The sequence below is a fragment of the Dactylosporangium sp. NPDC000521 genome, from assembly GCF_042898305.1.
In the GTDB taxonomy this organism is placed as follows: domain Bacteria; phylum Actinomycetota; class Actinomycetes; order Mycobacteriales; family Micromonosporaceae; genus Dactylosporangium.
Window position 1 is genome coordinate 50324 of record NZ_JBIAYW010000028.1, and the last position, 21147, is coordinate 71470.

General features: G+C 73.4%; 13 protein-coding genes and 1 pseudogene. 11 read left to right on the top strand and 3 right to left on the bottom strand.

Annotated features, from left to right (window positions below):
* The first annotated feature begins 1205 nt into the window (after positions 1–1205).
* The 5 genes from ACFY3L_RS47920 (at position 1206) to ACFY3L_RS47940 (ending at position 5776) form a co-directional block, all read left to right on the top strand.
* Entirely contained in the window at positions 1206–2405 is a 1200-nt protein-coding gene (locus tag ACFY3L_RS47920) for a CapA family protein (RefSeq protein WP_389340510.1), read from the top strand.
* Between the two features lie 249 nt (positions 2406–2654).
* Positions 2655–3338: an endonuclease III gene (gene nth / locus ACFY3L_RS47925; protein WP_389340512.1), complete on the top strand. Its 684-nt coding sequence runs from the start codon at positions 2655–2657 to the stop codon at positions 3336–3338.
* Positions 3335–3937, top strand: a complete 603-nt coding sequence (locus ACFY3L_RS47930) for a TlpA family protein disulfide reductase (protein ID WP_389340424.1) — start codon at positions 3335–3337, stop codon at positions 3935–3937. Before nth ends, ACFY3L_RS47930 begins: the two co-directional genes overlap by 4 nt.
* A complete protein-coding gene (locus tag ACFY3L_RS47935; protein ID WP_389340426.1) occupies positions 3934–4587 on the top strand; it encodes an NUDIX hydrolase in 654 nt (217 codons plus the stop codon). The genes ACFY3L_RS47930 and ACFY3L_RS47935 overlap by 4 nt, the downstream gene beginning before the upstream one ends.
* A 4-nt stretch (positions 4588–4591) precedes the next feature.
* Positions 4592–5776 (top strand): MarP family serine protease, encoded by a 1185-nt coding sequence (locus tag ACFY3L_RS47940; RefSeq protein WP_389340428.1) that lies wholly within the window; start codon positions 4592–4594, stop codon positions 5774–5776.
* Positions 5777–6040: 264 nt separating this feature from the next.
* Here ACFY3L_RS47940 and ACFY3L_RS47945 read toward each other — a convergent pair whose 3' ends face one another.
* Both ACFY3L_RS47945 and eccD read right to left on the bottom strand, forming a co-directional pair.
* Positions 6041–7378 carry a S8 family serine peptidase gene (locus tag ACFY3L_RS47945; RefSeq protein WP_389340430.1) on the bottom strand — a complete coding sequence of 446 codons (1338 nt, stop codon included), beginning with the start codon at positions 7376–7378 and terminating at the stop codon, positions 6041–6043.
* A gap of 794 nt (positions 7379–8172) precedes the next feature.
* Positions 8173–9507, bottom strand: coding sequence for a type VII secretion integral membrane protein EccD (gene eccD, locus ACFY3L_RS47950; RefSeq protein WP_389340432.1), 1335 nt, complete (start codon positions 9505–9507; stop codon positions 8173–8175).
* Positions 9508–9636: 129 nt separating this feature from the next.
* Between eccD and eccCa the strand changes: the two genes are divergently transcribed.
* Complete coding sequence (gene eccCa / locus ACFY3L_RS47955; protein WP_389340434.1) at positions 9637–13719, top strand: type VII secretion protein EccCa; 4083 nt, start codon at positions 9637–9639, stop codon at positions 13717–13719.
* A gap of 621 nt (positions 13720–14340) precedes the next feature.
* On the opposite strand, the gene ACFY3L_RS47960 is transcribed toward eccCa, so the two are convergent.
* Entirely contained in the window at positions 14341–14880 is a 540-nt protein-coding gene (locus tag ACFY3L_RS47960) for an inorganic diphosphatase (RefSeq protein WP_389340436.1), read from the bottom strand.
* A 60-nt stretch (positions 14881–14940) separates the two neighbouring features.
* Between ACFY3L_RS47960 and dacB the strand changes: the two genes are divergently transcribed.
* The 5 genes and pseudogenes from dacB to hpt all read left to right on the top strand — a co-directional run bounded on the left by dacB (position 14941) and on the right by hpt (position 21120).
* A complete protein-coding gene (dacB, locus tag ACFY3L_RS47965; RefSeq protein WP_389340438.1) occupies positions 14941–16356 on the top strand; it encodes a D-alanyl-D-alanine carboxypeptidase/D-alanyl-D-alanine-endopeptidase in 1416 nt (471 codons plus the stop codon).
* Between the two features lie 71 nt (positions 16357–16427).
* Positions 16428–17471 (top strand): annotated as a pseudogene (locus tag ACFY3L_RS47970) (zinc-dependent metalloprotease); the annotation flags it as partial.
* 410 nt (positions 17472–17881) lie between these two features.
* Positions 17882–18850 carry a tRNA lysidine(34) synthetase TilS gene (tilS, locus tag ACFY3L_RS47975; RefSeq protein WP_389340440.1) on the top strand — a complete coding sequence of 323 codons (969 nt, stop codon included), beginning with the start codon at positions 17882–17884 and terminating at the stop codon, positions 18848–18850.
* Between the two features lie 9 nt (positions 18851–18859).
* Complete coding sequence (locus ACFY3L_RS47980) at positions 18860–20479, top strand: gamma-glutamyltransferase family protein (RefSeq protein ID WP_389340442.1); 1620 nt, start codon at positions 18860–18862, stop codon at positions 20477–20479.
* A gap of 65 nt (positions 20480–20544) precedes the next feature.
* Positions 20545–21120 carry a hypoxanthine phosphoribosyltransferase gene (gene hpt / locus ACFY3L_RS47985; protein WP_389340444.1) on the top strand — a complete coding sequence of 192 codons (576 nt, stop codon included), beginning with the start codon at positions 20545–20547 and terminating at the stop codon, positions 21118–21120.
* Positions 21121–21147 lie beyond the last annotated feature (27 nt).

The following is a 21147-nucleotide window of genomic DNA, read 5'->3' on the forward strand; positions in this document are numbered from 1 at the left end:
CGTGGGCGCCCGACGATGCTCACGGCCCGCAGTCCCGGGCCGGGCAGCCTCGTGACCCCGAGACCTCCGGTCCGGCCTTCGGCGGGGGTGCGCAGGGCACCGGCCAGGTCCGGGGGAGCGCTACGCCGGCCGGATCCCTGTTCGACCCGGCCGCCCCGCCGCGGGGTGCCGCGCCGGCCGGCTACGACGGCCCGCCCCCGGTGCGGGGCTCGGCCTCGCCGTCGTCGCCGCCGTTCGACGCGGGCTCTCAGGGGCGGGGCGGCGCCCAGCCGCCCGGCGCCCGGTTCGACCCGGCCGCGCAGTCCACGGGCCAGGTCCGGGGCAGCGCGCAGCCGTCGGGCGCCGCGTTCGACCCGGGCGGCCAGCCCACCGGTCAGGTCCGCGGGAGCGCGCAGCCGTCCGGGTCCATGTTCGAGACCGGCGGTCAGCCCACCGGCCCGGTCCGGGGGAGTGCGCAGCCGTCAGGTCCGGTGTTCGACCCGGGCGCGCAGGCCACGGGCCAGGTCCGGGGCAGCGCCAGGCCGGTGAGCGGCACGTACGGCGCCGCCGCCGTCCCCGGCGCCGAGCCGACCGGCACCTTCCGCGACGCTGACCCGCAGGCCACCGGCTCGTTCCGGGAGGGCCGCCCGCCCGCGACGGGGACGTTCCGTGACGGCGACCCGCAGGCGACCGGCACGTTCCGCGACGCTGACCCGCAGGCGAGTTTCCGGGAGGGCCGCCCGCCCGCGACCGGGACGTTCCGCGACGGCGACCCGCAGGCCACCGGCACGTTCCGCGACGGCCGCCCGCCGGCGAGCGGGACCTTCCGCGACGCTGACCCGCAGGCGACCGGGGCGTTCCGCGACGGCGGCCCGCAGGCCGGCGCGCTCCGGGACGGGCCGCCGACGGGGCCGCTCAGGGAGCCGCACCCGCAGGCCACGGGCACGTTCCGCGACGCCGGGCTGCGGGCCTCGGGTGGCGCGGTGAGCGGTCCGTTGTACGGCGAAGGAACCGCGTACGGCGAAGGACCCAGCTACAACGACGGAGCCTCCGGCCAGACCTTCGGCGCGGGGCAGTCCTCGGGGCCGGTCTACGGTGCCCGGGCGGCAGGGCCGGTCTACAGCGCCACGCGGGCGCCGGACCCGGGGGCGACCCGCGGCCCGGATGATCTGTTCGCGGCGCAGGCGTACCAGCCCGAGGAGCGGGCCGGGCGGCGGAAGCTGCCGCTGCCGGGGGAGGCGCCGGAGCCGAAGAGCGGCGGCGGCCGCCGGACGGCGATCATCCTGGGTGCGCTCGCGGCGCTGGTGATCGGGGCCGGGACGGCGGGAGCGGCGACGTTCCTGAGCGGTGACGACCCGGCACCGGGCAAGAGCCAGCCGGCGGTCGCGCAGCCGGGCGACAAGGCGAGCACGCCGGGCGGCGGCACGTCCGCGCCGGCGGCGGCCGGGGCGGCCGGGCAGGAGGTCACGATGACCGCCACCGGCGACATCGTGATGGGCATGGCGCCGGGCGGGCTGCCGCCCAACAACGGCAAGGGGTTCTTCGACCCGGTCAAGGAGTTCCTGACCGCGGACTTCCAGATGGGCAACCTGGAGCAGGTGCTGACCGAGGACACGGGCGTCGGCAAGTGCTCCGCGGAGTCGGCCGGCAAGACGTGCTTCGCGTTCCGGACGCCGCCGGGCTACGTCAGCAACCTCAAGGACGCCGGGTTCCACATGATGACCATGGCGAACAACCACGCCTACGACTTCGGCGAGGTCGGGTACAAGAACTCGCAGAAGGCCCTCGACGGCGCCGGGATCAAGTACACCGGCTGGCCCGGGATGATCTCGGTCGGCGAGGCGAAGGGCGTGAAGATCGCGGTCGTCGGGTTCGCGTCATACAAGTGGTCGAACCTGTGCAGCGACCTCGACGCGGCGGAGACGATCATCAAGGAGGCCGCGACCAAGGCCGACCTGGTCGTCGTGCAGGTCCACCAGGGCGCGGAGGGCTCCGACAAGACGCACACCAAGCCCGGCACGGAGTTCTTCCTGGGGGAGAACCGGTGCGACACGATCGCGTTCGCGCACAGGGTGATCGACGCCGGCGCCGACCTGGTCGTCGGGCACGGCCCGCACGTGATGCGGGCGATGGAGTTCTACAAGGGCCGGCTGATCGCGTACAGCCTCGGCAACTTCGCCGGCTACAAGGCGCTGAGCTACAACGGCACCGTCGGCATCGGCGGGGTGCTCAAGGTGACGATGACCGGCGACGGCACCTTCAAGAGCGGATCACTGACCGCGACGTACATGGTGGCGCCGGGCCTGCCGAAGCCGGACCCGAAGAAGCAGGCGATCCCGTTCGTCTCCAACCTGACGAAGCAGGACTTCCCATCCACGGGGGCCAAGATCGCCGCCGACGGGACCATTACGCAGCCGGCGGGCTGACCCTGGTCCGGCGCGGCGCCGCCAACCCGGTCGGCGCCGCACGGCACCACTGAGCCGCCGCCACGACGGCTCCTGAGCCGCCGTGGTGGACGCTGAGCCGCTGCCGCGACGACCGCTGAGCCGCCGCCGCGGTGGATGCTGAGCCGGTCGGTGTCGCGACGGACCCGCTGGGCAGGCCGCCGTGGCGCGGCGACGTAGAGTCGGAGCGTGACTGAGACTGCGCTGGGGCTGAAGCGGCGTGCCCGCAGGATGGGGCGGGCACTCGCGACGATCCATCCCGACGCACACTGCGAGCTGGATTTCAGCACCCCGCTGGAGCTCGCCGTCGCGACGATCCTGTCCGCGCAGACCACCGACGTGCGGGTCAACCAGGTGACCCCGAAGCTGTTCGCGCGCTACCCGGACGCCGCCGCGTACGCGGCCGCCGACCGGACCGAGATGCAGGACATGCTCGTGCCGCTCGGGTTCTTCCGCAACAAGACCGACTCGCTGATGAAGCTGGGGCAGGCGCTGGTCGAGCGGCACGACGGGCAGGTGCCCGGCACGCTCGACGAGCTCGTCGCGCTGCCCGGGATCGGGCGCAAGACCGCCAACGTGATCCTCGGCAACGCGTTCGGCGTGCCCGGCATCACCGTCGACACACATTTCCAGCGGCTCACCCAGCGCTGGCACTGGACCACGGAGACAGACCCGGTGAAGATCGAGTTCGCGGTAGGGGCGCTGATCGAGCGCCGCGACTGGACCATGCTGTCGCACCGGGTGATCTTCCACGGGCGCCGGGTCTGTCACGCCCGCAGACCGGCGTGCGGTGCCTGCACGCTGCGGCGCGACTGCCCCTCGTACGGGATAGGCGAAACGAATCTCGAAGCGGCGATCGGCCTGTTGAAGGGCCCACGGGTCGCCGAGCTGACCGAGTTGGCGCTCGCCTCATGAGGCGCCTGCTCACCGGGCTGCTCGCGGCCGCCCTGTTCGCCTTGTCCGCCTGCACCGGCGAAGCACCCGCAGCCGAAGACGTCGCCGCGGTGCCGACGGGGCCGCCGTGCCTGACCTCCGTCGGGTCGCCCGCCGCCGCGTCCGCGGACGGCAAGCCACTGCCCGCGATGGCCGTCAAGTGCTTCGACGGTGGTCGCTACATCGACGCGTCGCTGCTCGGCAACGCGCCGACGATCATCAATCTCTGGGGGTCGTACTGCGAGCCGTGCCGCACGGAGCTGCCCGCGTTCCAGCGGTTCGTGACGGCGGCCGGCGACAAGGTCCGGGTCGTCGGCGTGGTCGTCAAGGACTCGCGGAGCGCCGCCCAGTCGGTGATCGACGACAAGAAGCTGACATTCCCGATGCTGGAGGACCGCGACCAGCAGTTCTCGATCGCGTTGAGCCAGGCGGTGGGCAAGCCGATCTCCAACGCGCTGCCGGCCACGCTGTTCGTCGCGCCGGGGGGACGGGTGGTCTACACGTACCAGGGAGAAGCCCTCGACGAGGAGAAGATCCGCGCCCTCACGGCACAGTACCTGAGGATCGAGGTGGGGCCGTGAGCGATCTTCCCGACTGGCTGAAACCGTTGCTGACCCGCCTGGAGGACACTTCGGCGGGCGACTTCACGCGGCTGCCGACCCCCGAAGGCGAGGGGCAGCGGCAGAGCGCGGTGCTGGTGCTGTTCGGCGAGCAGGAGGAGAGCGGCCCCGACATCCTGATGCTGCAGCGCGCCGCGACGATGCGTAACCACGCGGGCCAGCCCGCGTTCCCGGGCGGCGCGGTCGACCCGACCGACGCCGACACGATCGCGTGCGCGCTCCGCGAGGCGGAGGAGGAGGTCGGGCTCGACCCGGCCAGCGTCGAGGTGATCACGACCCTGCCGACGCTGTGGATCCCGGTGAGCAACTTCCTGGTCACGCCGGTGGTCGCATGGTGGCGTTCGCCACATCTCGTCGGGCCCGCCGATCCGGCCGAGGTGGCCCGGGTCGAGCGCCTGCCGATCCGCGACCTGGTCGACCCGGCGAACCGTCTCCGCGTGCGTCACCCGAGCGGATGGATCGGTCCCGCGTTTCGGATACACGACATGCTGGTGTGGGGATTTACCGCCGGCGTGGTCTCCACGCTGCTGGAACTCGGCGGATGGGCGGTTGAGTGGCACACAGACCGGGTTGAGGAACTGCCGGCACCTGGTGCCGCCCCCGTAGGCTGAATGCGTGTCTGGCAGCGTGATCGATATCGTCCTTGTGCTCCTCGTGGTGATGTTCGCCGTCAACGGCTACCGCCAGGGGTTCCTCGTTGGTCTGCTGTCCTTCGCCGGGTTCTTCGGCGGTGCGCTGCTCGGACTGCGCCTCGGGCCGCTCGTGGCCGAACACTTCGACGACGACCCGATCCGGGTCGTCATCTCGCTGGCGGCGGTCTTCGGGCTCGCGGTCGCCGGTCAGGCCCTCGCCAGCTTCGTCGGCAACCGGCTGCGCACGGCGATCGTCAACCGCACCGCGCAGGGCCTCGACAACGCCGGCGGCGCGATCGTCTCCGTCATCGCCGTCCTCGTCGTGGTCTGGCTCGTCGCCGCGCCGCTGAGCCAGTCGTCGCTGCCGTGGCTGGCCCGCTCGGTGAGCAACTCGTTCATCCTCAACGGCGTCGACAAGCTCATGCCCTCGCAGGCCGACCAGCTGTCCGAGGCGCTGCGCGACACGGTCGACACGCGCGGCTTCCCCGACGTGTTCGACGGCCTCTCGCCGACCCGCGTCCGCGAGGTCGAGGCGCCCGACCCGAAGCTCGCCGGCTCCGAGCTGGTGAAGAAGTCGGAGCGCTCCGTCGTCAAGGTCCGCGGCGTCGCGCAGAGCTGCTCGCGCCGCATCGAGGGCTCCGGCTTCGTCTACGCCACCGACCGCGTCATGACCAACGCCCACGTCGTCGCGGGCACGAAGTCCACCACCGTCGAGGTCAACGGCTCCCAGAAGAAGGCGGTCGTCGTCGCGTACGACCCGGACCGCGACCTCGCCGTCCTCTACGTCAAGGGGCTGAACGCCCCGATCATGCCGTTCGCCACGAAGAAGGCCGAGACCAACGCCGACGCCATCGTGATCGGCTACCCGCTGGACGGGCCGTACAACGCCCAGTCCGCCCGCATCCGCGAGCACCGCAACATCACCGGCCCCGACATCTACGAGGACGGCAAGGTCACCCGCGAGATCTACACGATCCGCGCCCTGGTCCGCAGCGGCAACTCCGGCGGCCCGCTCGTCTCCCCCGACGGCACTGTCCTGGGCGTCATCTTCGCCGCCGCCGCCGACGACCAGAACACGGGCTTCGCCATCACCGCCGACGAGGCAGCGGTCGTCGCCGACGCGGGCAAGACCCACACCGACCCCACGGGCACCGGGAAGTGCGCCTGATGCCTTGCCGCCGCCTGTACGGCGCTGCCTCCGCCCTCCACCAGCGCCAGCACCCGGACCGCCCGCTTCCGCGTTGCCGGGTCGCGTGATCCGACCGCAGGATTGACGAGTTCGGCGGCGGCGGCTCATGTGTCGGTGGCGGCTCATGGGTCGGTGGCGGCTCATGGGTCGGTGGCGGCTCATGGGTCGGCGGCGCTGGGTCGGCGGCGCTGGGTCGGCGGCGTGGCCGGTGGTCTGGCGGTGGCGCTGGGTCGGGCGCCGGCGTCAGAAGCGCTTGGAGTGCCTGGCTCGGTGATGGGCCACGACTCCGGCGGCGCCGGCGGCGAGGATCAGCAGCATCGCCAGCAGCCCGACGGTGACGCTCGACCCGACCGGCGCGCTCCTGCCCGCCGCCTGCCGGGGCCCGGCCAGACCGGCCGCCTCGCTGGCCGGCAGCGGCGCGGCGCCGCCTTCCCGCGGCAACTCGACGGCCTCTTCCCTCGGCGACGCCCCGCCCTCGGCAGGCTTCCCGGTCTCGGCCTTCGGCGGTGCGACGGTCAGCGGGTTCGCCACCACCTCGGCCACCGGCTCCCGCAGCGCCGCCAGCGGATCGACCTCGCCGAACCCGAACTCGTCGTCCCGCCCCGCCGGCCCCAGATCCTTCGCCGTGCCGATCAACCGGTTGATCACATTCGCGGCGCTCATCGTCGGGTACTTCGCCCTCACCAGCGACGCCGTCGCAGCCACCAGCGGCGCGGCGAAGCTGGTGCCCTGCACCTGCCAGTACCCGCCGCCGGGCCTGGCGCCGGTGAGATTGTCGGCGGGCGCGGTCAGCACCGTCTCCGGCCCCGTCAACGAGCCGGCCCACAAGCCGCCCGCCCCACCCGCAGCCCTGCCGCCCGTGCCGCTGGCGGACGGGGACGGCGTCGGCTTCGTGCTCGGCTGCGCGGCGCCTCCGCCGCTCAGGCCGGCAACGGCGACGACACCGGGCTCGCGGGCCGGGTACCAGACCTCGTGGATCGACGGGTCCGTCGCCACGTTGCCCGTGCAGGCCACGACGACGACGTCGTGCGCCGCCGCGTACCGCAGGGCCTCGGCGATCGCGTCGCTGCGCAGCGCGCCGCCGAGCGACAGGTTGAGCACCTTCGCCCCGTGGTCGACCGCCCACCGCACACCCTTGGCGACGACTTCGGGGTCGTCGTACTTGTTCGACCTGTCCAGCACCCGCACCGGCAGGATCTTCGCCCCCGGCGCGACGCCCGTCACCCCGGAGTTGTCGTCGGCCCGCCCCGCGATCAGCCCCGCGACCGTCGTGCCGTGCCCGACCGGATCGACCCGCCCGTCACCGCCGTCGACGAGGTCCACGCCCGGCAGCACCTGCCCCGCGAGATCGGGATGCTTCGCGTCGACCCCGCTGTCGAGGACCGCCACGATCACCCCGCTGCCCGTCGACACCTTCCACGCCCCCTTGGCACCGAGCGCGTTGAGCTGCCACTGCGCCGACCGGGCCTGATCAGCCTCGGCCGGCTGCGCCGCGACCAGGCAAACCAGCAGCGCGAAGACCGCCGTAACGAGGCCACGGGCGGCGGCGCGGAAGAGGGAAACGGGTGCGATGTCACCCATTCTGGACTGCGCCGACAGGGTCTGTCAGCCATCCTGACCGTCCCGGCAAATTCTTAACCAGCCGCTAAACGTCCCCCCAAGAACCAATTTCGATTCGATCACGCGACCCGGCGCGGGTATTCGCTCGGAGCCCAAAGAGGCGGATGCGTCCCGTACGCGAGCGACCGGAGCGAACTCACGTCACGAGCCCAGCCGGCGCGGGTCACGTCCTTGTCCGAGGAGTTCACGGATGCCGGTGCGCCCTCACATCAGAAGCCTCGTTGAGCCGCACGCCCCCACGTCAGCGACCCGCGCGGCCCGTTGCGTTCCGACACCAGAAGCGTCGGTACGCCCGTTGCGTCCTGATAGCAGTGCCCCCGTACAGGTCGTTGCACCTCACGCCGCTGCATCCTCAAGTCAGCGGCCCGTTGGCCCATGCCGCCCGTTGGCCCCTTTGGTCCGCGCCGCCCGTTGGTTCGTTGGTCTGCGCCGCCCGTTGGTCCGCGCCGCCCATCGGCTCGTCGGTCCGCGCCGTCCGTCGGTCCGCGCCGTCCGTCGGTCCGTGCCGCTCGTCGGTCCGTGCCGTCCGTCGGTCCGTGCCGCTCGTCGGTCCGTGCCGTCCGTCGGTCCGCGCCGCCCGTCGGTCCGTGCCGTCCGCTGGTCCGTGCCGCTCGTCGGTCCGCGCCGCCCGTTGGTCCGTGCCGTCCGCTGGTCCGCGCCGCTCGTCGGTCCGCGCCGCCCGTTGGCCGTGCAGCATGCTGGTCCGCGCAGCCGCCGCGTCCTCGCGACAGCAGGCCGGACGAAGGCGATGCGTCTCACCGGAGGAGCCCATAGAAGCCCAGGACGGCGCAGGCCAGCGGGATCACCGACACCAGGCAGAGGATGTCGAGGATGTCGGCGGCGCGGCCCGCGTACGGCGACAACGGTCGTAACGCCGCCCGTGCGCCCGCCAGCGCGGTGCCCAGTGCCGCCGCCGCGATCAGCGACGTCAGCACCGCCCCCGGCGGAGCGGACAAGGCCAGCATGACCAGGGCGCACCCGCCCGCCGCGAGTAACGGCGCGCGGTGGCGCACCGTGACGAACATCCGGGCGCGCAGCATCAGCGCCACGCCGGCTACCGCGACCAGTACCAGGCCGGAAACGTCACGGGAGTGGGTGAGCACGGCTGCGGCGACGCCCGCGACGAGGGCCGAGCCCAGCAGCATGCCGGTGAGCATCTCGTCGGTGCGGGCGACGGCCGCGAAGACGCGGTCGCGGTCCGGTGGCGTGCCGAGGCCCGCGCCGGTCGCGGTGAGGTCGCCGGGAAGGGCGACGACCGGCATTGGCAGCTTGCCCAGCCTGATGGCGAGCAGCGGGGTGCCCGCGACGCCGGCCACGACGACCGCGAGGACGATGGCGGCCGCGGCGGCTGGGCGCAGCTGCACGGCGAGGAACGCGCCGCCGGCGCCGAGCAGCGCGGCGGTCGCCGCGGCGACGAAGAGCCGGAGCAGGTGTGCGACGCCGGCGCCGGCGAGCAGCGAGGCGACGAGGAGCGCCGTGGAGGCCAGCAGCGTGCGCCCGGCTGCGTCGGTGAACGGCGGGGCGCCGAGCCAGCCGAACGTGGCCGCGAACGGCAGCCCTGACGCGGCGACGACCGCGCCGGTCAGCGCGTCGCCATAGGCCCTGGACGCGACGGTGCCGGTGAGGACGAGGACCAGCGCGGTGACCGCCGCGACCAGCGGCAGGTCACCACGGACCGTGGCGACGAGGACGGCGGCCAGGCCGGCGCCGGCGGCGGTGAGCGCGGCGGCCCGCGTCGCGGCCGGGCTCCAGGCGACGCCCTGGCGACGGGCGCCGGCGGCGATCGCGTCGACCACGTCGTCGAACTCGGGATCAGGCCAGCTCGATCGGGCCGGGACCAGGTGGAGGACGGCGCCGTCGCGGACCTCCTGACCGGCCAGGCCGGCGGTGGTGGACAGCGCGGTGCCGTCGCCACGGCGCAGGAGCCAGCCGCCGTGCCGCTCCCCGTCGTCGGCGAGGCCGACCCCCGCGTGCTGCAGCAACTCGGGCAGCAGCTCGGCCAGCGGGACGGCGTCGGGCAGCGCGACGTCGACGCGCCGCTGGGGCGAATTGATCGTCACGCGGGCCAGGCCGGGGGATGCTGCGGGCATGCCTCAGGGGTACCACGATCGATGCCGCGATGGCGCCCCGCGACCTCGAATCGCACGTTGTGTGACTGAGATGTAACTCTCGATACAACCTCGTCCCACGACGCTCGTGCAGGTCTTACAGTGCCTGGCGTGAGCACGATCGTCGTCAATCGGTTGCCTCGGCGCCCCGCGCCCGAGATCCCGAGCGGTGAGCTGGTTGTCCAGGCGCCGCCCGAGATCCCGCCGGCGCCGGCGTCGCGCTGGCAGCAGATGGTCCAGGTGGTGCCCATGCTGACCGGCACGCTGGCGACCGCGCTGCTGTTCGCCGGGCGTGACGGCGGCACCTATTCCTACGTGATCGGGGCGGTCTTCGGCTTCTCGACGCTGGGCATGCTGCTGACCTCGGCCGGCGCGGGCAGCGGGCCCAAGAAGGCTCAGATGATGGCGGCGCGCCGTGACTATCTGCGCCACCTCGCATCGCTGCGGCGACAGGTCCGCGACACGGCGGAGAAGCAGCGCACCGGCCTGCATTACCGGCATCCCGATCCGGGTTCGCTGTGGTCGACGGTGGACAGCTTCCGGCTGTGGGAGCGCCGCCCGGCCGACGGTGACTTCGCGGTCGTGCGCGTGGCGGTCGGTCCGCAGACCCTGGCGACGCCGCTGCACCCACCCCTGACGGGGCCGCTGGAGGATCTGGAGCCGCTGACGGCCGGGGCGCTGCGCCGCTTCCTCGACGCCTGCTCGGTGGTGCCCGATCTGCCGGTCGCGATCTCGCTGCGCAGCTTCGCCCGCATCCATCTGAGCGCCGAGGCTCCCGATGAGGCGTCGGCAGCGTTGGTACGAGCCGTGCTCGCGCAACTGGTGGTGTTCCATGCGCCGGAAGACCTGCTGGTGGCCGTGTGCGCCGCGGCGGACCGCCGGGATCGGTGGGAGTGGACGAAGTGGTTGCCGCACGCGATGCACCCGACCCGCACGGACGCGGTCGGGCCGGTCCGGCTCGTCGCCGGCTCTGCCGTCGAGCTGGAAGGGCTCCTCGACGACCTGCTCGCAAACCGGGGGAGGTTCGCGCCCGACCGGGCGGCGACGCAGCGCGCGGCGCCGCACATCGTCGTCGTGCTCGACGGCGGGGACCTCGCCGGCAGCGCCCACTTCGGCACCGACGGCGGTGTCGACGGGGTCACCCTGATCGACCTGGGCGGCGCGCCGGCGCGGCTGCCCGATCGGACCGCGATCGTGCTGGACCCGTCCGGCGGCCGGCTGGTGACGACGTCCGTGCCGGCCGGCGGCGACCCCGTGGCGCCGGGCGAGTCCATCGGCGTGCCCGACGCGCTCGCCGCCGCCGAGGTCGAAGCGATCGCCCGCCGGTTGGCACCCTTGCGGCTGGCGGTCGCTGGTCGTACCGACGAGGAAAGCGCCAGAGGAGACGCCGGCGCCGACCTTGCCGCGCTGCTGGCGCTGGACGACCCGTGGTCGCTCGACGTGGCGAGGGCGTGGGCGCCGCGCCCGCACCGGGACCGGCTGCGGGTGCCGATCGGGGTGGGGCCGCAGGGGCAGCCGGTGGAGCTCGACCTGAAGGAGTCCGCGCAGGACGGGATGGGGCCGCACGGGCTGCTCATCGGCGCGACCGGGTCCGGCAAGTCGGAGCTGTTGCGCACGCTGGTGCTGGGCCTGGCCGCGACGCACTCGTCGGAGACGCTCAATTTCGTGCTGATCGACTTCAAGGGCGGCGCGACGTTCGCGCGGCTGGATCGGCTGCCGCACGTCGCCGCGTTCATCACCAATCTGGAGGCGGAGCTGCCGCTGGTCGACCGCATGACCGACGCGATCAACGGTGAGGTCGTGCGGCGGCAGGAGGTGCTGCGGCGCGCGGGCGACTACGACTCGCTCCGCGACTACGAGCGGGCCCGCGCCGGTGGGGCGCCGCTCGCGCCGCTGCCGAGCCTGCTGGTGATCTGCGACGAGTTCAGCGAGCTGCTGGAGGCGAAGCCCGAGTTCATCGACCTGTTCGTGCAGATCGGGCGGGTCGGCCGGTCGCTGGGCGTGCACCTGCTGCTGGCGTCGCAGCGGCTCGAGGAGGGGCGGCTGCGCGGGCTCGACACGCACTTGTCGTATCGGATCGGGCTGCGGACGTTCTCGTCGCTGGAGTCGCGCACGGTGCTCGGTGTTCCCGATGCCTATGAGCTGCCGCGATCGCCGGGGCACGGCTACCTGAAGGCCGGCACCGAGCCGCTGACCAGGTTCAAGGCGGCGTACGTGTCGGGCGCGCACCGGCGGCGGCGCAGGCCGGGTGCCGACGGCGACGGGCGGCGGGTCACGGCGTATGACACACGGTTCGTGCCCCCGCCGGTGGCGCGGCCCGACGCGGCCGACGAGCCGGTCTCCGCCTCGAGCCTGCTCGACATCCTGGTCGACCGGCTGGTCGGGCAGGGCGTCCCCGCGCACCAGGTGTGGCTGCCGCCGCTCAACGCGTCGCCGCCGCTGGACGAGCTGCTCGGCCCGGTCGCACCCGAGCCGGGGCGCGGGCTGTCGGTCACCGACCCCCGGTTGCGCGGGGCGTTGCAGGTGCCGGTCGCGGTCGTCGACAAGCCGTTGGTGCAGCGCCGCGAGGTGCTGTGGCTCAACCTCGACAGCGCCAACGGTCATGTCGCCGTCGTCGGCGGCACGCAGAGCGGCAAGTCGGTGGCGCTGCGCACGCTGATCGCGGCGCTCGCACTGACCCACACGCCGGCCGAGATCCAGGTGTACTGCCTCGACTTCGGCGGCGGGCAGCTGCTCGGGCTCCGCGACCTCCCGCACGTCGGCGGGGTCGCGGGCAGGCTCGACCCGGCCGCGGTCCGCCGCACTGTCGGTGAGGTCGCGGCGCTGCTCACCGATCGGGAGCGGCGGTTCGCAGCGGCCGGCATCGACAGTATGGCCACATATCGGCGCCACCGGGCCGGCGCCGCGGCCGGAGGCCCGCCGGACGGCGGCCTGTCGGGTGATGTCTCGTCAGGCAGTGGCCCGTCGGGTGACGTCCCGCCGGGAGAGCTCTCGTCAGGCGAGCTCCCGTCGGGTGGCAGTTCGTCAGGCGATGTTCTGTGGGGCGGCGATCCGTGGGGTGACGTGTTCCTGGTGATCGACGGATGGGCGACCGTTCGCGGCGAGTACGAGGACCTCGAGGGCGCGATCACCGACATCGCGACCCGTGGCCTCTCATACGGCATCCATGTGGCCGCGTCCGCTTCGCGGTGGATGGACTTCCGGCCGGCGCTGCGCGATCTGCTCGGCTCCCGGATCGAGCTGCGCCTCGGCGACGACAGCGACTCGCACGCCTCGCGCAAGGCCGCGGCGAACGTGCCGAAGGAGTCGCCCGGCCGAGGTGTCACCGCCGAAGGGCTGCATCTCCTGGTCGCGTTGCCCTCCCTCGCCGGCGGTGACCAGGCGGGCCTGGTCAGGGCGGTCGCGGCGGCGTGGGACGGCCCGCCGGCGCCGCGCGTGCGGCTGCTGCCGAGCCTGGTGTCGCACGCGGCGATGACGGCCGCCGCCGAGTCCGGCGAGCCGCTGGACCTGCCGGTCGGCATCGCCGAGTCGGACTTGCGCCCGGCGTTGGTCGACTTCGGCGCGGAGCCGCACCTGCTGATCTTCGGCGACGCCGGGTCGGGCAAGTCCACGCTGCTGCGCGGGCTGGCCGCGACGATCACCGAGCGGTTCACGCCCGAGGAGGCGCGGATCGTGCTCGTCGACCACCGGCGCAGCCTGCTCGGCGCGGTGAGCACCGAACACCTCATCGGCGACGGCACCGGCGCGCAGGAGACCGAGGAGCTGATCGCCTCGGTCGCCTCCTACATGCAGCGGCGGCTGCCCGGCCCCGGCGTGACCCAGGAGCAGCTGCGCAGCCGCGGCTGGTGGACCGGGCCGGAGTGCTTCGTGCTGGTCGACGACTACGACCTGGTCGCCCTCGGGTCGGGCAATCCGCTCGAGCCGCTGCTGCCGTACCTCGCCCAGGCTCGCGACATCGGCCTGCACCTGGTCGTGGCCCGGCGCAGCGGCGGCGCCGCGCGGGCACTGTTCGAGCCGGTGCTGCAGCGGCTGCGGGAGCTCTCGTCGCCCGGGCTGCTGCTGTCCGGGGACCGGGAGGAGGGTGCGCTGCTCGGCAACCTCCGTCCCGGCCCGCTGCCGCCTGGACGGGGCTGGCTGGTCACCCGCCGCGACGGTGCGCGCCTGGTGCAGGTCGCGCACGTCGAGACGGGCTGAGGTCCAGACGTCGACACGGGCTCGGTTCCGCGCCGAGTTGGTCCGAGCTTCGGGCGTTGACGCGGGCTCGGTTCCGCGCCGCGACGATCCGAGCTTCGGGCGTCGACGCAGGCTCAGCTTCGCGTCGAGACGGGCCGAGGTCCAGACGTCGACACGGGCTCGGTTCCGCGCCGAGTTGGTCCGAGCTTCGGGCGTCGACGCAGGCTCAGCTTCGCGTCGAGACGGGCTGAGCTTCGGGCGTCGACCCTGCTTTCAGGAACCCCCGGCGCGGGTCGCCGTCGGTCGCGCCGGCGCGGGCGCAGTTCCGCGGGCCGGCGGGGGGCTGGTTCCGCATCGACGCGAGGGCTGAGTCCGCGCGTCGATGCGGGTTGAGTGCGCCCGTCGTCGAGGTCAACCCCCGTCGACGTTCATCGCACACGTCGACGGGGCCGGCACCGCACGTCGACGCGGCCCCGGTTTCCGCGCGTCGACGCGGGTCACGTTGCACGCCTCGACGCAGGGCCCCGGTGCGTCGAGGCGGAAGCCGAGTTCGTCCGCCGAAGGTCCGCCCGCCGACGCGGGCTGAGTTTCGCCCGTCGACGCGGGAGGGTTGAGTTCCGCGCGTCGAGGCGGGCGAAGGGATTACTCGGTCGGGTGTGCGGTGGGCGCGACACCCGGGTCGTGGTAGCTGCCGTCGGCGACCGCATCCTGGTAGCGCTTGCGGGAAGCGGCGATCTCGGCCTCGGCTTCGACCCGCCCCACCCACGTCGCGCCCTCGACGCTCTTGCCCGGCTCCAGGTCCTTGTAGACCTCGAAGAAGTGCTGGATCTCCAGCCGGTCGAACTCGCCGAGGTGGTGGATGTCGCGAAGGTGCTCCAGGCGCGGGTCGTCGGCCGGCACGCAGAGGACCTTGTCGTCGCCACCCTTCTCGTCCGTCATCCGGAACATGCCGATCGCCCGCGAGCGGATCAGGCAGCCCGGGAACGTCGGCGCCTGGACCAGCACCAGCGCGTCGAGCGGGTCCTCGTCCTGGCCGAGCGTGCCCTCGATGAAGCCGTAGTCGGCCGGGTACTGCGTCGAGGTGAACAGCGTCCTGTCGAGCCGGATCCGGCCGGTCGCATGGTCAACCTCGTACTTGTTGCGTTGACCTTTCGGGATTTCGACCGTCACGTCGAAGTCCATCTGATGACTCCTCACCCTCGCACCGCTGCGCCGACCATTAGTCTCCCTGACAGCACCACAATGAAGAACGGGGAGGGTCGGTTGGCGAGGGAAAGACCACAGCTGGGCACTGTCGTCGCGGCCGTGGCGCTGGTCGTGGCGCTCGTCGCCGCGCTCGGTTCGGTGTACGCCGGGCCCCAGACCATCCGCCTGCTGGGACTCGTGGGGTCGGACGAACAGGCCAAGTGGACCGCCGGTGTCACTCCGGAGCTGCCGCCGGCGGTGCTGGCGGCGATGGACAGCCAGGCCCCCCTGCCGTCGCCGGACGGGGTGAAGGCCGCCATCGGGTCGCTGCTCGCCGCGCCCGCGCTCGGCCCGCACATCACCGCCTCCGTCGTGGACGTGGCGACGGGGCAGGTCCTCTACTCCTCGGAGCCCGACGCGGCCATGACGCCGGCGTCGACGACGAAGGTCGTGACGGCCGTGGCGGCGCTCGCCGCGCGTGGGCCCGCGTACCGCATCCCGACCCGCGTCGTGGCCGGCGCGCAGCCCGGCGAGGTCGTGCTGATCGGCGGCGGCGACCCGACCCTCGCGGTGTTCCAGACTCCGTATTACCCAGGTGCCGCTCGGCTCGACGACCTCGCCGCTCAGGTGAAGAAGTCGCTGGGCGACACGGCGCCGACCAAGGTTGTGTACGACATGTCCCTCTTCACCGGTTCCGGCATCGGACCCGGTTGGGACGCCGACGCGACCACCGAAGGGTCCGGCGCGGTGATCACCCCGCTGATGACCGAGGGCGGCCGGCCCAACAGCAGCCAGTACGCGAAGCGGTACCCGCAGCCGGACGTGCAGGCGGCGCAGGCGTTCGCCAGGATGCTCGGCCTGCCGGCCACCGCGGCCGTCGCAGGCACCGCGCCGGCCGGTGCCAAGGAACTCGGCAAGGTCGAGTCGGCGCCGATGGTGCGGCTCGTCGAGTCCATGCTGCTGCAGAGCGACAACGTGCTCGCCGACATCCTGGCCAGGCAGGTCGCGCTCGCCAAGAACCAGCCCGCGTCGTTCGAGGGCGCCGCCGCCGCGATGCGGATGGTGCTGGAGGAGCTGAACGTGCCCGTGACCGGGTACGGGCTGGTCGACGGCAGCGGGTTCTCCCGCAACGACCGGTTGTCCCCGGCGCTGCTGACCACGCTGCTGGCGATGGCGGCCCGCTCCGACCGGGCCGACCTGCACGGCATCTTCAGCGGGCTCCCGGTCGCCGGGTACAGCGGGACCCTCACCGGACGGTTCACCAAACCGCAGGAAGGGGCGGGCGCGGCAGGCCTGGTCCGGGCCAAGACGGGCACGCTCACGGGGGTCAACTCGCTGGCCGGCATCGTCGTGGACGCCGACGGGCGGACGCTTGCCTTCGCGTTCATGGCCGACGCGACCACCGACCGGGACAAGGCCGTGGTGGCGCTCGACCGGGTGGCCGCCGCGCTCGCTGCCTGTGGCTGTCGGTAGTCGACCCGTCGCCACGGGTCGACTCCGGGTCTTCTCAGCAGCTGATGGTCGGGCGCGGGTACGGTGGGTGCATGGCGCAGTTCGTCGATTGGGATCTGGCCGCTGCAACCGCCGCGGCGTTGGGCAAGAGCGGCCCTGCCGTGTCCTACGAGGAGGCCGCCGCCGCAGTCACCAACCTTCGGGGGCTGGCGGACGAGGCGACCGAGCATGTCAGCTCCTTCACCGGTCTGCGCACGAAGCTGCTCGCGCCGCCGGTGCGGATCGTCGACCGCCGCGACTGGGCGGCGACCAACATCGAGGGCCTGCGGCAGGTGATCCAGCCGCTCGCGGAGCGGCTCGCCGGCGGCAAGCAGCCGGGGCCGGTCGCCAGCGCGATCGGGTCACGGTTCACCGGCGTGCAGGCCGGCACCGTGCTGGCCTACCTGTCGGGCAAGGTCCTCGGGCAGTACGAGGTGTTCTCCGTGGACCCCGGCCAGCTGCTCCTGGTCGCCCCCAACATCGTCGAGGCGGAGCGCCGGCTCGGCGCCGACCCGCGCGACTTCCGGCTCTGGGTGTGCCTGCACGAGGTCACCCACCGGGTCCAGTTCACCGCCGTGCCCTGGATGCGGGGCTACTTCCTGGGCGAGGTCGGCGCGTTCGTGGACGCGTCGCAGCTCAACCAGGACCAGCTCGCCGAGCGGCTGCGGCGCGGCATCGGCGCCCTCGCCGACGTGGTCCGCGACCCCAACAGCAAGATCTCGGTGCTCGACCTGGTCCAGACGCCCGGTCAGCGGGCCGTGCTCGACCGGCTCACCGCCCTGATGACCATCCTGGAGGGGCACGCCGAGTTCGTCATGGACGGCGTCGGCCCTGACGTGGTGCCGTCGGTGGAGGACATCCGGGCCAAGTTCAACCGGCGTCGCGAGGCGGCCGCCAACCCGCTCGACCGGGTGCTGCGCAAGCTGCTCGGCATCGACGTGAAGATGCGCCAGTATGCCGAGGGCCGCAAGTTCGTCCACGCGGTCGTGGAGCGCGTCGGCATGGAAGGCTTCAACAAGATCTGGCAGTCGCCGCTGACCATCCCGAGGCTCGACGAGCTCGGCGACCCCGACGCCTGGGTGGTGCGGGTGCACGGGGCGAGCGCGCTGCACCGGCCCATGGTCACCCCGCCCGCCCCGCCGGCGGCGGCTGCTGCCGTGGCGCCCCCGGCGACGGAGGGCTCGCCCGCGAAGGCCGGTGTGGTCGAGGCGCCCCCGGCGCCCGTGCCGACGGTGGCGGAGCCCGCCGAGACGGCGCCGGCGGAGGCGGGGATCGCGGAGGCCACCGAGGTCGCGGGCCTGCCCGCGGAAGCGGCCACGACTCCGGTCACGCCCGCGACGACGGCGGCGGAGACGCCCGGATCGGCGGAAGGGACCGTCGAGGACGCCGAGGCGGAGCCTGCCGAGGTGGAGCCGCTGGTCGCCAAGCCGGGCGGCGACCAGGCATTATCAGAGGGCGAGGACGCGCAGGAGCGGCCGGCCAAGCCCGACGCCACCGGCTGATCGAGGTGGCCGCGCTCCCGCCGGCCATGGCGGCGGTGCGTGCCGCGGTCCGGCGTGGCCTGGGTGACGTGGCGCCGGGTGAGATGGTGCTGGTCGCCTGCTCCGGCGGTGCCGACTCGCTGGCGCTGGCGGTGGCGGCCAGGTTCGTCACCGCCCGGCTGCGGGTGCGCTGCGGACTGGTGACCGTCGACCACGGCCTGCAGGCGGGGTCGGGGGAGCGCGCCGCGAGGCTCGCGGCGTGGGCGAGAGACCACGAGTTCGACCCGGTGGACGTGCGGACGGTCAAGGTGGCCGGGCCGGGCGGGCCTGAGGCGTCCGCCCGCAACGCGCGGTATGCGGCGCTGGTCGCCGCGGCGAAGGCGCACCGGGCGGCGCTGGTCCTGCTCGGCCACACCCGGGACGACCAGGCCGAGACGGTGCTGCTGGCGCTGACCAGGGGTGCGGGGCCACGCGGGCTCGCGGGGATGCCGGCCAGGCGGGAGCGGCACGGGGTGGTGCTGGCCCGGCCGCTGCTGGACGTGACGCGGGCCGACACCAGGGCCGCGTGCGAGGTGGCGGGGCTGACGCCGTGGGAGGACCCGCACAACTCGGATCATGCGTTCGCCAGGTCGCGGGTCAGGCCGCTGGTGGCGGCGCTCGGGCCGGCGGTGATCGACAATCTGGCCCGCACGGCGGGGCTGATCGCGGCGGACACCGCCCACCTCGACGAGCTGGCGTCGGACGCGTTCGACAAGGCGGCGACGGGGGCGGACGAGCTCGACGTCGCCCAGCTGGAGCGGCTCCCGCCGCCGGTCCGCACGCGGGTGCTGCACTCGTGGGCGCGGCGGCTCGGGGTGTCCGGCGGGGCGCTCTCCCACCGGCACGTGGTCGCCATGGACGCGCTGGTCACCGACTGGCACGGGCAGGGGCCCGCGGCGCTGCCGGGTGGCCTGCGGGTCGCCCGCCAGGGCGGCCGGCTGCGGCGGATCACGTAAGATCCACAGATGTCGAAGGATCTGCATTCGCGCCGGCCGGTGTACGCGCCGCGCGGTGTCGTGGCGACCACCCAGCCGCTCGCGGCGTCGGCCGGACTGGCGGCGCTGCGCCGGGGCGGCAACGCCGTCGACGCGGCGATCGCGACCGCCGTGGCGCTGACGGTGCTGCAGCCGGGGTCCAACGACATCGGCAGTGACCTGTTCGCGCTGGTGTGGGACGGTGAGCGGCTGCACGGGCTGAACGCATCCGGCCGGTCGCCGGCGCTGCTGACCCGGGACCTCGTCGTCGAGCGCGCGCCGTCCGCCCGGGCCGCCTCCGCGCTCGGCGGCGCGCAGGCCGTCGCGGCGCGGGTCATGCCGGACCGCGGCTGGCTGCCCGTGACCGTGCCCGGCGCCCCGGCGGGCTGGCGTGACCTGCATGAACGCTTCGGGTCGCTGCCGTTCGCGGACCTGTTCGACGACGCGATCGCCTACGCCGAGCACGGCTACGGGGTCTCGCCGACCGTCGCGCACCACTGGGACCGCGCGGTCGAGACCGTCCACGCGGGGCTGGCCGGCGAGGAGTTCGCCGAGTGGAGCCGCGTCTTCACGGTCGGCGGCCGGGCGCCGCGGGCGGGGGAGAGGTTCAGCAACCCGGACGCCGCCCGCACGCTGCGTTCGATCGCGGCCACCGGCGGTGCCGCGTTCTACCGCGGCGAGCTGGCCGAGCGGGTGGTGGCGTTCGCCGAGCGGACCGGCGGGCTGCTGCGGGAGGCCGATCTGGCGGAGCACGCGTCACTGTGGGTCGAGCCGCTGTCCGTCCGGTACCGCGGACACGACGTCTGGGAGCTGCCGCCGAACGGCCAGGGCATCGTGGCGCTGCAGGCGCTCGGCATCCTCGACGGCTTCGGTGCCGGTGGCGACGGTGACCTGCACCGGCAGATCGAGGCCGTCAAGCTGGGCTTCGCCGACGCTCACGCGTATGTGGGCGACCCTTCGCTGGTCGTACATGAGCCGCGGCTCTTGGATCCTGACTACCTGGCGGAGCGACGGGCGCTGATCGGCGAGGACGCCGCGGAGCACCCGCCCGGTGACCCTGCGCGAGGCGGGACGGTCTACCTCTGTACCGCTGACGCCGAAGGCCGCATGGTGAGCCTGATCCAGTCGAACTACATGGGCTTCGGCTCGCACGTGGTCGTGCCGGGCACCGGCTTCAGCCTGCAGAACCGGGGCGCCGGGTTCGCGCTCGCCGAAGGTCACCCGAACGAGGCCGGTCCGTGCCGGCGGCCGTTCCACACGATCATTCCCGGCTTCCTGACCAGGGACGCGGCGCCGGTCGGGCCGTTCGGTGTGATGGGCGGCCACATGCAGCCACAGGGCCACGTCCAGGTGGTCCGGTCGACCGTCGACGACCTGCTCGATCCCCAGGCGTCGCTCGACCGTCCGCGCTGGTACTGGCACGCGGGGCTGGACGTGCGGCTAGAGCCGGGCCTGGCCGGCGCCGCGGACGATCTGCGACGGCGCGGTCACCGGGTGCGCATCGTCGACGAGCAGGGCGCGTTCGGCTACGGACAGGCGATCTGGCGCACACCGTCCGGGTATGTGGCGGGCTCCGAGCCGCGGGCCGACGGCGCGGCGCTGGGCTATTAATGGCGGACGTCTCCCAGGGGTGACCCGCCGTCGATCCGGGAGGGCCGATACGGCAGGCTAGGCCCATGGCCGACGGCACCACCTGGCACGCGTCCGACATCGACCACGTGATCATCAGCGAGGAGCAGATCCGCGAGAAGACCGCGGAGCTCGCCAAGGAGGTGGCGGCGGACCACGCCGACGCCAAATCGATCCTCCTGGTCGGTGTGCTCAAGGGCGCCGTCATGTTCATGGCGGACTTCGCCCGCGCGCTGGGCCGGGTCGGCCCGCCCGTGGAGCTCGAGTTCATGGCCGTCTCGTCGTACGGCCAGGGCACGACGTCCTCCGGGGTCGTCCGCATCCTCAAGGACCTGGACCGCGACATCGCCGGCCGGCACGTGATCGTCGTCGAGGACATCGTCGACTCCGGCCTCACGCTGTCCTGGCTGCTGAAGTACCTGGAGAGCCGCTCCGCCGCCCAGGTCGACGTGGTGGCGCTGCTGCGCAAGCCCGATGCGCTGAGAGTGAACGTGCCGGTGCGGTATGTCGGCTTCGACATCCCCAGCGAATTCGTCGTCGGATACGGGCTCGACTACGACGAGCGCTACCGTGACCTGCCCTTTGTCGGCGTGCTCAAGCCGTCGGTGTACGGGCGCGGCTGACCCCACACTTCCTGGGAGTCTGCTGGG